Origin of the sequence: Candidatus Bandiella numerosa, assembly GCF_021811875.1 — a bacterium.
In the GTDB taxonomy this organism is placed as follows: domain Bacteria; phylum Pseudomonadota; class Alphaproteobacteria; order Rickettsiales; family Midichloriaceae; genus Aquirickettsia; species Aquirickettsia numerosa_A.
The window spans coordinates 1-14,513 of the sequence record NZ_JAJBJD010000007.1 but is presented as its reverse complement, the minus strand read 5'-3'; the positions used below and the strand labels follow the sequence as shown (position 1 = coordinate 14,513).

18 protein-coding genes are annotated in these 14,513 nt (G+C 35.7%); 16 read left to right on the top strand and 2 right to left on the bottom strand.

Annotated features, from left to right (window positions below; genetic code table 11):
- The coding region (locus L8D11_RS00725; RefSeq protein ID WP_236869765.1) for an integrase core domain-containing protein at window positions 1–379 on the top strand (379 nt) is incomplete at its 5' end.
- Between the two features lie 121 nt (window positions 380–500).
- On the opposite strand, the gene L8D11_RS00720 is transcribed toward L8D11_RS00725, so the two are convergent.
- Window positions 501–1,109: an XRE family transcriptional regulator gene (locus tag L8D11_RS00720; protein ID WP_236869764.1), complete on the bottom strand. Its 609-nt coding sequence runs from the start codon at window positions 1,107–1,109 to the stop codon at window positions 501–503.
- Between the two features lie 151 nt (window positions 1,110–1,260).
- On the opposite strand from L8D11_RS00720, the gene L8D11_RS00715 reads away from it, so the two are divergent.
- From L8D11_RS00715 to traW, 11 genes are all read left to right on the top strand, one after another.
- Window positions 1,261–2,010 carry a complement resistance protein TraT gene (locus tag L8D11_RS00715; protein WP_236869763.1) on the top strand — a complete coding sequence of 250 codons (750 nt, stop codon included), beginning with the start codon at window positions 1,261–1,263 and terminating at the stop codon, window positions 2,008–2,010.
- 18 nt (window positions 2,011–2,028) lie between these two features.
- Complete coding sequence (locus L8D11_RS00710; RefSeq protein ID WP_236869762.1) at window positions 2,029–2,298, top strand: hypothetical protein; 270 nt, start codon at window positions 2,029–2,031, stop codon at window positions 2,296–2,298.
- Between the two features lie 88 nt (window positions 2,299–2,386).
- Window positions 2,387–2,842 (top strand): single-stranded DNA-binding protein, encoded by a 456-nt coding sequence (locus L8D11_RS00705; RefSeq protein WP_236869761.1) that lies wholly within the window; start codon window positions 2,387–2,389, stop codon window positions 2,840–2,842.
- 75 nt (window positions 2,843–2,917) lie between these two features.
- Window positions 2,918–3,346, top strand: coding sequence for a hypothetical protein (locus L8D11_RS00700; protein ID WP_236869760.1), 429 nt, complete (start codon window positions 2,918–2,920; stop codon window positions 3,344–3,346).
- Window positions 3,347–3,356: 10 nt separating this feature from the next.
- A complete protein-coding gene (gene traL, locus L8D11_RS00695; protein ID WP_236869759.1) occupies window positions 3,357–3,644 on the top strand; it encodes a type IV conjugative transfer system protein TraL in 288 nt (95 codons plus the stop codon).
- A 4-nt stretch (window positions 3,645–3,648) separates the two neighbouring features.
- Window positions 3,649–4,194, top strand: a complete 546-nt coding sequence (gene traE / locus L8D11_RS00690) for a type IV conjugative transfer system protein TraE (protein ID WP_236869758.1) — start codon at window positions 3,649–3,651, stop codon at window positions 4,192–4,194.
- An 8-nt stretch (window positions 4,195–4,202) separates the two neighbouring features.
- Entirely contained in the window at window positions 4,203–5,003 is an 801-nt protein-coding gene (locus tag L8D11_RS00685; protein WP_236869757.1) for a TraK domain-containing protein, read from the top strand.
- 4 nt (window positions 5,004–5,007) lie between these two features.
- On the top strand, window positions 5,008–6,309 hold the full coding sequence (locus L8D11_RS00680; RefSeq protein ID WP_236869756.1) for a TraB/VirB10 family protein: 1,302 nt from the start codon (window positions 5,008–5,010) through the stop codon (window positions 6,307–6,309).
- On the top strand, window positions 6,299–6,718 hold the full coding sequence (locus L8D11_RS05895) for a TraV family lipoprotein (protein ID WP_236869755.1): 420 nt from the start codon (window positions 6,299–6,301) through the stop codon (window positions 6,716–6,718). Before L8D11_RS00680 ends, L8D11_RS05895 begins: the two co-directional genes overlap by 11 nt.
- The gene (gene traC / locus L8D11_RS00670) at window positions 6,708–9,209 is read left to right on the top strand and encodes a type IV secretion system protein TraC (protein WP_236869754.1); all 2,502 of its coding nucleotides are present in this window, start codon (window positions 6,708–6,710) and stop codon (window positions 9,207–9,209) included. Before L8D11_RS05895 ends, traC begins: the two co-directional genes overlap by 11 nt.
- Complete coding sequence (traW, locus tag L8D11_RS00665) at window positions 9,196–9,900, top strand: type-F conjugative transfer system protein TraW (protein ID WP_236869753.1); 705 nt, start codon at window positions 9,196–9,198, stop codon at window positions 9,898–9,900. Before traC ends, traW begins: the two co-directional genes overlap by 14 nt.
- Before the next feature lie 2 nt (window positions 9,901–9,902).
- Here traW and L8D11_RS00660 read toward each other — a convergent pair whose 3' ends face one another.
- Window positions 9,903–10,280, bottom strand: a complete 378-nt coding sequence (locus L8D11_RS00660; RefSeq protein WP_236869752.1) for a CCDC90 family protein — start codon at window positions 10,278–10,280, stop codon at window positions 9,903–9,905.
- On the opposite strand from L8D11_RS00660, the gene traU reads away from it, so the two are divergent.
- The 4 genes from traU to traN form a co-directional block, all read left to right on the top strand.
- Window positions 10,254–11,456 (top strand): conjugal transfer pilus assembly protein TraU, encoded by a 1,203-nt coding sequence (gene traU / locus L8D11_RS00655; protein ID WP_236869751.1) that lies wholly within the window; start codon window positions 10,254–10,256, stop codon window positions 11,454–11,456. The two genes, L8D11_RS00660 and traU, sit on opposite strands and share 27 nt — an antisense overlap.
- Before the next feature lie 17 nt (window positions 11,457–11,473).
- Entirely contained in the window at window positions 11,474–12,361 is an 888-nt protein-coding gene (trbC, locus tag L8D11_RS00650) for a type-F conjugative transfer system pilin assembly protein TrbC (protein ID WP_236869750.1), read from the top strand.
- Window positions 12,352–13,590: a hypothetical protein gene (locus L8D11_RS00645; RefSeq protein WP_236869749.1), complete on the top strand. Its 1,239-nt coding sequence runs from the start codon at window positions 12,352–12,354 to the stop codon at window positions 13,588–13,590. Before trbC ends, L8D11_RS00645 begins: the two co-directional genes overlap by 10 nt.
- Window positions 13,566–14,513: conjugal transfer protein TraN (gene traN / locus L8D11_RS00640; protein ID WP_236869748.1), on the top strand; the 948-nt coding region annotated here is incomplete at its 3' end. The genes L8D11_RS00645 and traN, both read left to right, overlap by 25 nt.

The window sequence follows — 14,513 nt, the reverse complement described above, 5'->3', positions numbered from 1 at the left end:
GCTTTCAAATTGCATGGATTCTAGCTTAGTTACTACTATTTTACAGGAGGCTCTTGCTAAATATCCAGCGCCACTAATATTTAATAGTGACCAAGGAAGCCAATATACAGGCTCAGAACATATTAATATATTAAAAACACATGGTGTTAAAATTTCTATGAATGGTAAAGGTAGGAGTATTGATAATATTGCGATTGAGAGATTTTTTAGAACTTTAAAATACAATTGTATTTTTATAAATGAATTTAATAATATTTTAGAACTGAAGGAGGTAATTAGTGAATATGTTAGTAAATACAATAACAAAAGATTTCATTCTAGCATTGGCTATAAAAAGCCCATGAATGTTTATTTAGAGGCATTGAAAAATGCTGCTTAATAATAGGAAGCAAAATTCTCAAAATTTTGTCTTGATTTTTCAGTCCACTATAGTTCTAAATCCTATAGTGAGTGCTATCAAAAGGAATATAAATATAATTATAAAATCTATGTAAGGCATTTTAAAAACGTATTTTATGCCATAACACCGGAGCTAAATATTTTATTGAAGGATTAACTATAATTGGGGTTTTAGTAGCAGTAGGGTTAGTAGATATAAGGCTTATTTGTTTATCTTCTGAATAAAATAGTTTTTTAAAAATAATTTTTTCTGATGATAGTAAAATGATACAATCTTTATCATTAAGATCTTTTATATCACCTCTATACACATCACCTATTACATAGTCATCAGGTTTGTATAGAGGAAGCATGTCTTTATTAGTTATTTTATAAGTCATACAATTTTGATATTTTGTTCTGAAGAAATTTAAAATATCATCAGTAATGTTTTTAGATTCCTTAAATTCTATTGCTAAATATGGTCTTGGGCCAGTACCGTTTATAATCCAGTCTTCTGAGCATATTATATCTTCTTGCCTATAAAGGTCTAAGCATCTAATAATACCTTTCTTACTTAATGTAATATTGCCAGTTTCCCACTTTCTAAGAGTTATTTCTGGTAATCCATATTTTTCTTCTATTTCATTTCTAGTTAGTCCAGATATAGATCTAATAAATCTCAATCTACCATGAGGATTGTTTAATTTAGTATCTTTAATTTTAGTCATTATAAGCATAATTAGGCCTTAATCATCGTATTATATTGGAAAAGGAGGAAAATGCCATAAATTAAAAATATCTAAAAACGACAAAATAACTATTGCATTTATCACTATAGCATTTATAATATAAATATTATTAATTGAAAACAGTTATCTTATGCAAAAGATATTAAAAAAATACATAGCAATAGCAGTAATAACAACGAGTATGGGGAGCTTAGTAGGCTGCAATACCACAAGTAAAATGATCAAGCACGGAAAGTTGGAAGTAGAGACGAAGATGAGTGAAACAATATTCTTAGATCCAATTGATGATAATAAAAAAACAGTATTGCTACAAATCAGAAACACAAGTGATAAATCAGGATTAGAAATTGAATCCAAAATTAGAGCAGCGATAGAAAGCAAAGGTTACAGAATTGTAAATAGTACCCAAAGTGCGAATATAATGATCCAAGCAAATGTATTGCAAGTAGGGAAAAGCACATTAGAAAATCCATTCCAAGCGTTAACTGGAGGCTATGGAAGTGGACTGGAAGGATTTGCAACAGGAGCTGCAATTGCAGGAGCCACAGGAGGAAGTGGGAGAAGTATGCTTGGTATAGGATTGATTACAGGAATAGGTAATACAATATTAGATGCAGCGGTAGAAGTAGTGAACTTTACAATGATAACAGATTTACAAATAAGTGAGAAAGCAGATGGAGAATATGTCAGTGAGAGTAGTGATGCCAATTTAAAGCAAGGAACAAGTGGGTATAAAAAATCCAGATGGGAGAAGAAGACAAATTGGAAGAAGTATCAAACGAGAATAATGAGTGTAGCAAAGAAAACCAATCTGAAATTTGAGGAAGCAGAGCCAAAGTTAACAGAAGGGCTAGTGAAATCAATATCAGGGTTATTATAAACAAATAGAAAGGTAAATATGAGAGTTCAAGCAGGAAAATATATAAGAAAGTTTCAAGAAAACGTCGCAGTAAGTGGGATAATAATAGAGGAGCCGCATATAGGGGTTAATCAGGAAAATGAGGTAAAAGGAATTAGTTGGATGCATATAAGAGAATATAACTACAAGGAATGTGAGGTATTTATAAGGAGTGAAAGGATAGCAAGATATTGCAAAGAAAACAGGGAGAAACTAGAAATTGGCAAAAGAGTAAAGCTAAGAGGAACGTTTAGTGAAGGGAAAAAGTAGATTATATGCTGTTGGACAGCTATGGAGAAATCACCATAGGTGAAGAAGATGAATTGAACAAATGATAGAGGAAAGGAGGCTTAATAAAATGGTAAGAGATAGAAATATAGTTGAGTTAAGTGGCAGATTAGTCAGGGATATATGGCTAAGAGAGACTAAAGAAGGAAATGTGTATGGGATGGTAACGGTAGTAGTGAGGGGTAAAACAGAGAAGAAGGTAGATTTTTTTGAAATATTTGTGTGGAACAAAAGAATAATAGATCATTTTGGTAAGCATCTGAAAGCGGGTAAGAAGGTGATAGTAAGAGGGGAGTTAAGCAAATCAGAAAAAGGAGTATTTATCAATGTATTTGAGGATTATGGGGTAATGATATGCGTGGATGTGAGGGAGTTAAAAGCAAAAGCAGGAGAAGAATGGATAAGAGAATTAGAAGAAGAGAATAAGGTATATGAGGAGAAGCTAAAAAAGTATGAGGAGGAAGTATCGAAAGAAGGAGTAGAAAGAGAGTTAGAGGAGGGTGTGGAAGTAGATGTAATAAGGTGAGAATTATCAAATAATAAATTTAGGAAACTAGTTCCTAAAAAAAACAAATAATAAATTAAAAAAGGAGAATAAAAAATGAAGACAGCAAAAATAATTAAAAAAATGCAAACAGGGTTTGCCAATATATTGGTAAAAGGGCATTTAAAACTGGAGGGAATAAAAGAAGAATGCTTTAGAAGCCGAGAAAAAGAAGGTAGAGAAGATAAGAAAATAAAGAGTGCTTTACAGGCATGCTCTTTAATTATACTTGGAGTTTTAATATTGTATCCAGAATATGGATTAGCAGGGATTACTGACATTGCTGATATAAAAACTCTAACAAAGAAAGTGCAAGATGATTCACAGGGATATTTAATACCGATGGTATTAAATGCAGCAGGGATAGCGACAGCAGGTTTTGCATTAATATCACAGAGATGGACAATGTTAATGTTTGGGGCTGCATATTTAATATTTGTGAATGTATTTTTTGGATTTGTAAATGGATCATTCAAAGTAAATTAAGAGGGGGGAAATGTACGATAGGAATGTAATACTAAGATATTTAGATAACCCGACAAGAATAGCATTTTGGACAGTGGATGAAATGGCGGCATTATTTGTGCCGCTAGCACTTGGATTTATATTTAGATTTCCAGTTACAGGGGTGGTGTTGAGTATAGCGATATATAATGCACTTAAATATGTAAAGCAAAACATAGGAGGAGGGTTTTTAAGGCATGCTATATATTGGTATTTACCTGGGATGCATAGACAGCTTAAATCAAAGGTAAGGTCTGATATTAGGGAGTATATTGGATAGTGATATGAGGATAGAAAGGTGGAATCAGAGTGTAGAGAAGTTATTAAAGCAGAGGAATGGGTTTTTAGTAATATCTTTAGGATTGATGATAGCGAATATCATGCTTGGACTAATGTTATTTGGGAAGAATGAGAGGGTGATAATAGTCCCTGCGTATATGAAGCAGAATGTGTGGAGTGAAGGGAGTTTAGTATCGGAGTCATATATAGAAGAGATGGCTTTATTTTTTAGTAAGCTGATGTTGGATACAACGCCTGACAGTCATGGATATAGAAAGGATGTGATACTTAGATATGTGGCCGCTGAGCATTATCATGATGTTGAGAAAAGATTAATAAGTGATGCGGAAAGAATGAAGAAAGAGGGAGTAACTACTGTATTTGCGCCAAAAGAAATAATAGTAGATGTTAAGGGGCTAAAAGCTGAGATAGTGGGAGTGCTAACGAAATATATAGCAGGATCGAGAATGGGACAGAGTAAGGAGATATATGAGATAGAGTTTGGGTATAGTGGTGGAATCTTTATGTTAAAGAATTTTAAAAGTAAATAGAGAAAATTATGACAATAACAAAGAAAAAGATAATACAAATAAGTAGTGTAGAAGCAAAAGGCGGGGAAAGCAGAAAAAGCGAAAAAGAAGGCAAGGGTTTTAGAGTATTTGATTATATAAAATTTGGGCTGGCAGTATTTACAGTGTCATTGGTAGTATTTGGAGTAAGTGAGGAGGGAGTAGCTGGGACGCAGAAATATGGATTAGAAGAGAGTAAAAGGATAGAGGGATATATGTCGAGGAATGAGGCAAATAGAGTAAAAATAGAAGGAGACAGGATAGTTGAGGTAATAGGGCTTGGGGAAGAATTTGGACTTGAGAGTGACGAGAGATTAGGTCAAATATTTGTTAAATTGTTAGATGTGCATAGCAATAAGAATGCAGTATTTACAGTGGTGACGGAAAAAGGGAAGACGCAAGACATAAGTTTAAAATTAAAGAAGGGAGAGGGGGAATTTATACTGATAAGTCAACTTGATTCTGAAAAAGCGAGTGAGAAGCTGATAGGAAGTAAGCATATAAGGCATGATGAGATTGTAAACATGATTAAATATGTGAGAGGAGTTGCATTAAAAGACAAGGGACAAGGTTATTTGAGTAAAGGTGGACTGGAGATAGAATTTGAAGGAGACAAGGTGGTAGGAAAGTACCGAGTAGAAGTATGGAAGTTATGCAATAAAGGAAAGGGTCAGAAGATATTATATGAAAAGCAATTTGCTGGAGATGGAGTTGCAGCGATTATGTTAGAAAGCAGGACTTTAAGAGAGGGAGACGAGACGAAATTATATAAAGTAATATATAGCAGGTAAAGTTATGACAGATCAGGAAGTAAATAATCAGGACCAAGGTATGACAAATCAGGAAGTAGGTAATCAAGAAAAAAGTAAACGGGCTCAAGGAATGAGAATTTGGGAGGGTTTAAGTGTAAGGGGTAAGCAATGGGTGGTAGCAATAGTATTATTTACGGCACTTGGGACAGCTGGATTATTAGTAATGAAGCAAGTAAAGTCTACATGGAGTACTGGGGATAGTAAAAAGGAAGAGGAGAAAACACTCTATAAAGGACAGATAGAGTCTGTAGGAGATAAAGTGGATTCAGAAGCTGCGTGGAGGTATCAGCAGGAGAGTAAAATACAAGCATTACAAGATGGAATATCGGGTATTAAGGAAGATTTAACAAAAGCAATCAATGCAAATGAGGAAGAAAGTGTAAGAAATAGTGAAATAAGCGAAATAGAATTATTAAAAGAGGAAATAGCGGCACTTAGGGATTTAATAGGGGGAGTGGCAAGTCATGAGCGAGTAGGTGGTGTGGGAGAAATGAAGCCATTTGTAGAGAAGAAGGAGCAAGGAATAAGAAAAATTAAAATAGAGTTAGGAAGTGGAGATAAGAGGGAGAAAGTTAAGAATAAGGAAGATACTATACCGGCAGGAAGTTTTGCGAAAGCAGTATTGCTTGGAGGGGTAGATGCATCAACAGCATTAACATCATCAAGTGATCCAAGGCCTATATTAATAAGATTGATAGATAGGGGAACATTACCTAGGAAGTTTCAAAGTGATTTGAAGGACTGTCATATAGTTGGGAGTGGATATGGAGATTTATCGAGTGAGAGGGTATTTGCGAGGTTAGAAAAGCTAACATGTGTTGAGAGGACGAGTGGAGAAATAATAGAGACGGAAGTTGCAGGATATGTGACAGGAGAGGATGGGAGAGCAGGGATAAAAGGAATAGTGGTAGAAAAGGGAAGGGGATATTTGGCAAAGAGTGTTTTGGGAGGAGTGTTACAGGGAGTAGCTGGAGTATTTAATCCAAGTCAACCGGCAGTGATAAATCCAATGGGAGCATTTATACCAAAGAGAAGTACGAGTGATAAATTTAATGAGGGGATGATGTCAGGAGCAAGCAGCAGTATGGATAGGTTATCGAAATATTATATAGATAGGGCTGAGAGTATACAGCCGATTATTCAGATTGAAAGTGGGAGAATAGTGGATGTGGTATTTACAGAAGGAGCAGATATTGGAAGTAGCAGAGTAAAAGAAAGATTAAGTATTAAGAGAGAAAAGGAATTAGAAGTATCAAAGCAAGAAGTAAATAATAGTGAACATTAAAAAAGGAAAAATCAAAATGAAAAGGGAGATTAAAATGAAAAAAATAATAGCGGTTATAATACTAGTTACAGGTTTAGTTGGATGCAGTGGTAAGAAAGTAACGGAGTGTGGAGTAGGAATGGGAGCTGGATGTAAGTCAGTGACTGAAGTAAATGAGATGGTGACAAAAGGAGAGCTAGGGAAAGGAAAAGTTGATTCAATAAAGGATGGTAGATTTGTGAGGCTTAGAATTAATGAAGAGTATAGAGGGGAGGTAGAGAATAAAAAATTACAAAACGAAGTAAGAAGGGTGCCAGAGCAGACAGGGAGAGTATGGATTAATGGATTTGAGGATGAGATGGGAGATTACATAGGAGAGACCTATTTATATACAGTAATAGAAGGAGGCAGGTGGGTAGATGTTAAATAATATAGCAAAAAAGATAGCTCAGTATTTTGGAGAAAGTAGTGAATATGGGACTAACTTAAAAGGAAGTGAGGTAAGGAGGAAAGCGAAAGAGTTTTTAAGTTATCATAGTTTGAGTGATTTATTGCCATATGAAAGTTACGATTATGAACATGGGTTATTTTTAGGAAGCAGCAGTATAGGATTTATATTTGAGATTGGATTATATGTGGGGAGCGAGGGAAAGTTAGAAAATGAATTATCAGGGTTATTTGGAAGTATATTGCCAGAGGGGTCAAATATACAATTTTTATTATCTGCAATGCCGAAAGTGGAGCATATAATAGATAATTGGAAGGTAAAGGAGAATAAGGGGAGTATAATCGGGAAATTAGAAGAAAAAAGAGCGAAGTATTTTGAGGAGTTGAGTAGAAGGGGTAAGGGGAAGTTTAGGATAAGAGATTTTAGGGGAGTGGTATCGGTATCAATGCCGGTAACTGAGAAAGGGCCAGTAGTAAGAAGTAAGATTGCGGAATTAAAAGAGCAGGTTAAATCTGCCTTTGAAACAAGGAGTGGGGAAGCGCATGTATTTAGGCCTGAGGATTTAATAAGTTATTTGAGTGACATATTAAATTATAATGAGAGTGGCCAAAGGAGTATAGGAGAGTGGAATCCTCATAATGAAATAAAATACCAAATAATAGATAAGGATAAACAGTATGGATTAAATGCGGACAGCATAACGATGGATGAGGGTGAGTATGAGATGAGATTTTTGAGCGTGAAGAGATATCCGGGAGCTTGGGGATTTGGATTAATGAATAATTTAATAGGAGATCAGTTTAATGATTATCTAAAAATACCATGTAGTTTTCTGATTCATTTGGGAGTTCATATAGAGAATGGAAAATTTAAGAAGACTGGGATGTTGGCGAAGGCATCTAGGGTAGAGTCACAGGCATCATCGCCACTTGGGAATTGGATACCAGCACTTAAGCGAGAAGCGAAGGAATGGGAATTTGTGAGGGAGCAATTAGAAAAGAATGAGAGGTTGGTAAGGACTGGAATGCAGATAGTACTTATAGATAAAAAAGAGAGTATAGGATCATCTGAGCAAATAGTGAATAGTTTATATAGAGCGAATGGATGGGAGTTAAAGAGAGATAGGTTTGTGGTGATGTTATCACTTAAGAGTATATTGCCGTTATCATGGGGAGAAGATATGGCGTTAGATATGAGTTACTTAAAGAAGTTAAGAACGACACTATCGCATGAGCCTGTTAACATGATGCCACTACAAGGAGAGTCAAAGGGATGTAAAAAGGCAGGAATGTTGCTTGCAGGAAGGAGAGGGCAGTTATACTACTGGTATCCATTTGATGAGAGTTTAGGAAATACAAATTACAATGTATCGGTAGTAGGAAGGAGTGGAGCTGGGAAATCAGTATTTATGCAGGAGCTTGCGGTAAGTATACTTAGGAGGGGAGGGAAGGTATATGTACTTGATGTGGGAAGGAGTTTTGAGAAGCAGGTTAAGATATTAGATGGGCAGTTTATAGAATTTAGCACGGAATCAGGATTATGTTTAAATCCATTTAGCAGTATAGATGAGAGGTCAAAGGAGCATATAGAGGATGCGCTATCGGTAATGAAGCCAATAATAAGTATGATGGCGGCACCGAAAGAAGGGACAAGTAGTTATGAAGATTCATTGATAGAAAAGGCGTTAATGGAAGTGTGGAGTGAGAAAGGATCTAAAGCAGGAATTGGAGATTTAGCAGAGTGGTTTTTGAATCAGGAAGAGGATAGAGTTACGTGTCAAAGGATAGGGACGATGTTATTTCCATATACGAGGGATGGAGCGTATGGGAAATATTTTAATGGTAAGGCTAATATAGATTTTAGTGCGAGATTTTTTGTAACAGAATTAGAGGAGTTAAAGAGTAAGAAGGATTTGCAGAGAGTTGTAGTGCAGATATTGATGTTACTGATTACAAATCAGGTGATACTTGGAGGAAGGAAGGTAGAGAGTGCAATAATATTTGATGAGGCATGGGATTTACTTAAGGGCAAGCAGGGAGGAGAATTTATAGAGAGGCTTGCAAGAACGCTTAGAAAGTATAGAGGAGCGCTTGTGGTAGGAACACAGAATCTAGATGATTTTTATTCAAGTCCTGGAGCTGAGGCTGCATTTATGAATAGTGATTGGTTATGTTGTTTGAAGCAGAAGAGTGAATCGATAGCGTTACTTAAGAAGAGTGAAAAATTTAAGATCAATGATTATCAGCAGAAAATGTTAGAGTCAGTGACATCCAAGCCTGGTGAGTATTCAGAAGTGATGATAATGACATCTGAGCATGCGAGCATAGGTAGATTGATACTTGAACCATTTTCTAGGGTGTTATATTCAACAAAGCCGGAGGAGTATGAGAGAGTTAAGAGATATGAGGGAGATGGGAAGAAGTTAGAAGAGGCTGTTGAGCAGGTAGCGAAGGAGATGTATGGAGATGGTTAGAAAAAATCAGGAGAAGGAAAGTAGAATATATAGGATTTTAAAAATTATAGTGACAAGTCCTATCACTATAGTGGTGATATGGATATTCGTAATAATAAGTGCCTTATTACTTTCAATTAATGCAAAGGCAAAAGATTTTGGAGTGGTGGGAAGAACGAGTGAGATTAAGGAAGTAGATGCGATAGAGGAAATAAAGGGCAAGTTAAGTGATATGGAAGCAAGAGGAGAGTTGGATGAGCATAACGAGAGAATGAAGAAAGAGGTAAGTGATAGAATTAAGAGTCCCAAATCTTTGAATTTAGGAAGGGCTACTGAAGTAAGGGAATATGAGTATGATCCTAGTATAGAGGTAAAGGAAGATTTAAGAGACGCAAGGGGTATAGTGTTCCATAGGAAGGGAACAAAAGTAAACCCACTGGATGTGGTTAGTATGCCATATGAATTAATATTTTTTGATGGGGGAGATGAGGATCAATTAAAGTATGTAATTAAAAAATACGAAGAATCAGAAATAAAGCCAAAGTTAATATTAACAGGAGGATCGCCTGTTAAATTAGAAAAGGAATATAAATTAGATTTTTACTTTGATCAAAGAGGAGTGCTGATAAAGCAGCTTGGGATAAAAGCAGTTCCTGCGATAGTTATGCAAGATGGGAAGGTACTCAAGATAAGGGAGGTGATGGTAAGATGAAGTTAGCGTTTAAGGTAAATAGCAATAATCATGGTTACAAAAAGAGTAACCATCCATTTAATAATATCATATTTATTACTAGAAATAGTATTACTAAGTTCTTTAATTTTAGTTTCGACATTATCAATCTTTTTCTCAAGATTAGATTCAATTTTAGAAACCTGTTCACGCGTAGCAGAAATTTGTTTCTCAAGATTAGATTCAATTTTAGAAACCTGCTCGCGAGTAGCAAGAATAGAGAGGTCAAAGTCTCTGGATTCAAGAAGGGATTTAACGAGCATTTCAGCTTGTTTTTCATTAAAGCCGCTTTCTTGGAGGCTTTTAATGTATTTATGAGTATCAAAAGTTTTATAATGCATAGTAACCTCTTCGTCTTTCATAAAAAAGTAAGTAGTGTAATTCATAATTCATGTAATGAATATAGCATAGAGATAGAGATAAATCCAGAAGAAAGCAACATCCATATAGAAGCTCACAGGTGGTATGAAGTCATAAGGTTTGGAAAAAATAGTGGGCCCACCTGTAAGCAACAATGTGACCGATTAAAGTATATAAAACCATTATTACAAATAATAACAATAATTCTAACCTTAACAAGTAATGTAGAAAAAGCAAGAAGTGAGCCATGCGTTGGCAAATTTGTAAATCCGATTACAGATATATGCTGGAGTTGTATATTTCCGATCAAGATAGGAAACATACCTTTATATTCAGGTGGGAGGGAAGATACGAACAATCCAAGCACAATACCATGTTTGTGTATGAAGGATGTTGGAGGAGTGAAATTACCAGTACCTGGGATACCAATAAGCTTTTGGGAGCCAGCGAGGCTTGCTGATGTTACGAGGACACCATATTGTATGGTGAGTCTTGGAGGGTTCCAGTTAATGAAGAGCGCTAAGAAGCATGGGAGTGTGGCAAGGAAGAGTAATAATGAGGCGTTGAAGCATAGTTTTTATCATGTACATTGGTATATATATCCACTTATCTATTGGTTAGAGTTATTGACGGATTTTGTGTGTTTAGAGCAAACATCTATAGATGTTGCGTATTTAAGTGAGTTTGATCCACTTTGGAACAATGATGAGTTAAATGCAATATTAAATCCTGAGGCGATATTATTTGGTAATCCAATAGCGCAACTTGCATGTAGTGCAGATTGTATGATGGCAACGAGTGGATTCTCATCAGATAACTTATTTTGGTGCGCAGGATGTGATGGAGGGTTATATCCATTTGGAGGTTTTGTAGAGAACCATGTCGGGGGAGTGCAGGCGAGTAGTTTAATAGTGGAGAGGGTGATTGCAAGGTTGCATAGAGTAGGGCTTGCTTGGGATACTGTGAGTAATGTGTGCAAGAAGCAGTTGGCGGTTAAGGTTAAGAAAACGCAGTATAAATTACAAATGACATTCCCGATACCGAATAGTACGGGTGGTATGTGCTGCAATCCATTCGGGAGACTGAGTGCAATATGGGGAGCGGGGAGAGAAATACCAGGTAATGGAGAAGACTTTGGGTATTTGGTGTGGCGCAAGAAATATTGCTGTATTATGTAAATATGGGATGTTGGAGTATGAAAATAATTTTTAGGAAAAATCTTTTAAGTTTATTTGAGAAAAACTTTTTAAGTTTGGCAATCGGTAGAAAGAAAGTAAAAAACAAAGAAATCAAAAAAACAATAAAAATAGTGGTGTTGTTATTGTATTTTTTAGGTAGTGCTAAATTGATAATGGAAGTTGAGGGACGTGAGTATATAGGAGAGATGGGATTAGGTAAGATTACGGAAGAAGGAGCAAAAAAAGCAATACAATATGAGGGAGAGGTCAGGAAATATGATAATCCTAAAGTATTGGAATTAAATAAGAAGGAAGTTCATCAGTATGCAAAAGATGCAACAGAAAAAGCAAAGGAATATGCCAAAGAATCATATGAGCTAAAAAGGAAGAGTTTTAAAGGAGTGGATGAATATATAAAAGAAACGAAATTATTTGAAGGTGCTGGTGCTATAGATGCTACAGATGAAAAAAATATTAATAGTGGAATTTTAGGTATTAGTGAGAAATGCAGAAAATTAGTTTTCGTATCATTGTCATTAAGTGACAATAACCTGGAAAATATAGTGAGAGAAGCAAAGGTAAGGGGGTGGGTACCAGTGATGAGAGGATTTAAGGAAGGAAGTTATAAAAAAACAGCAAAGTATTTGAGTGAGATGATGAGGAAGACTGGGTATGGAGTTGTTATAGACCCTGAGAGTTTTAAAGAATTTGAAGTGAAAGTGGTGCCAACATTTGTTGTTGCTGGAGTTAAGGAGGGTGGATGTAGTAAGAATGAAGAAAGAGGTAATTTGGGTACAGATGCGGCAAGTTGCAACGGCACAAAGTATAATAAGATAGCAGGGAATGTAAGCTTTGAGTATGTGGAAGGTGTATTTAATAAATCTGGTGGAATGGTATGTGGTTAAAAAAGCCAGTGAGTGTTGAAAGAAGTAAAAGTAAAATTGCAATTTTATTAATATTGAACGTAGTGATATTAGGTGAATTAATGCAAGTGAATCAAGTTAAGGGAGAAGAATATAATTTTAATTACATAGATGATTATAAAAAAGAAGCAAAAGAGTATGTGGGGGAGACTGGTAAGGGAGAGCTTAGTAATCAAGTAAAGGAATTAGACGGATATACAGAGAAGCCAAAGGAATCAGGATATAGTGAGTATGAATTAAGGTCAAAGGGAGACGCTAGGGTAAAGGGACAAGAGAAGGATGAAAACGAAGGAGTTAGGGAAGCGATAGGAGCGGCAAAGAGTTCGTATGCAGAGAATCCGCATAGGTCAAATTACACAGTTGGGAAATTACAACATAAAGAATTTATAAAAAAGAGTGATGCGGTAACTTCGAATCCGATATCAGGATTGAATGTAGAAGGAAAAACTGAGTGTAAAATAGCGGATAAAGATGTGGGAGGGGAGAATGTAGAGTTTGAGGAATATTATGTAGATGTGGAAGATAGTAGATTGATAAGAGAGGATAAGAAATGCGAGGAAGATGAGGATAGATTGTTTTATTGCGAGAAAATCTTAAACGTTAGTTGCCAAATGAAGAAATGTGATGTGGTACTTGGAAAGCATCTAGGGCCTGGTGGCGTGGCAAACAGTTATCAATCTGGTCTTACCTGGAAATACAATTATCCAAATATAATTTTTACATCAGAGAGTACAGGCTATGCGGGTCAAGGGCTCAGTAAGTGGAAGAGTTGTGTAAACCAATGCCATCAAGCAGATTGTTGTAAAACAACGATAGCAATAGGTACGTTTGAATTAAATAATATATCATACATCAGAGAATTTAAATTAAGGAAAGTAGGTTTTGATAACCATGGAATGATTAAGATGAATGGAGTGGTAGTGTACAATACTTGGGGAGGAGATAAGTTAGAAATAGCAAATGAATGCCATGGCAGTGATACATATGTAGATGCAGGCAATGGGAAGGGTGGAAGATGCTCTCAGTATGATGGAACAAATCTTAATAAAACAGTGAATATAGAGCTAAGACCATATTTAAAAAATGGGTGGAATCAGCTAGAGGTCACATGGATATATGCAAGACAAGGGCAATTTAATATAGAAATAGAAGCACGTCAGGAATGCTGCGCTAAATTAATAGATGAATGGGATGGAGATTGTCCGCTATGATAATAAAGGATGATAAATTGGTAAAAATGGAAAGTACGGGATCTTTGGGATACACATATTTTAAAATCTCGCTACTGGGAATTGCGTTAATAATGACATTAATAATTATTTTTATAATTGAAGTTAATGCAAAGGAAAAAGGTGTTGGAGTATCAGGGGAAAGTTATAAAGTAAGTGAAGATATGGATGAGGTGATAGAAAAAGCAAGGAAAGAGCGAGAAGAAAAAGAAGTAGAGTTAAATGGGAAGTGTGAGAGGGTTGGAAGGGATTGTATAGAGCCAGGAGCAAGTAGGGTAATAAATGGAAAAACTGTTTACAGGGATTGTTGGAGATATAAGGATGTATATAGATGTAAGGGATATGCAAGGAATAACTGCACGGAATATGATGATGCATCATATTGCCAGCTAAGGAGTGCAGAATGCAAAAAGAAGGTAGGAGATTGGTGTGTAGCGCAGAATAGAGTATATAATTGTGAAGAAAGTGAGAAATATATAAAGAAGGAGAAGAGGTATAGGCCTCCATCATTTAAAAGGGATAACATAGAAGAGAGAAAGAGAGTTGTGTGTGGGGAAGAAATAAAGTGCATAGATGGAAAATGCTTTGATATGAGTTATAAGGCAAATGATGAGATGGGTAATGCTGCAGGGATGTTGGCTACACTTAAGGAGATGCAGGGTGAGTGGAAAGCTAATGGTTCTGTGTTTAAGGGTAATAATGAAAAATGTGATAAGAAAATAGGAGGATATACAAATTGTTGTACGAAGTTAGGAGGATGGGGAAAGATGTTAGGAGCAAAATGTAGCGCAAGAGATAAGAATCTGGCGAAGATGAAGCAGGAAGAAAGGTGTGTAGAAATTGGGACGTTTTGTAGTAGTAGAGTATTGGGAGCGTGCATAATAAAAAGAACAACATATTGTTGT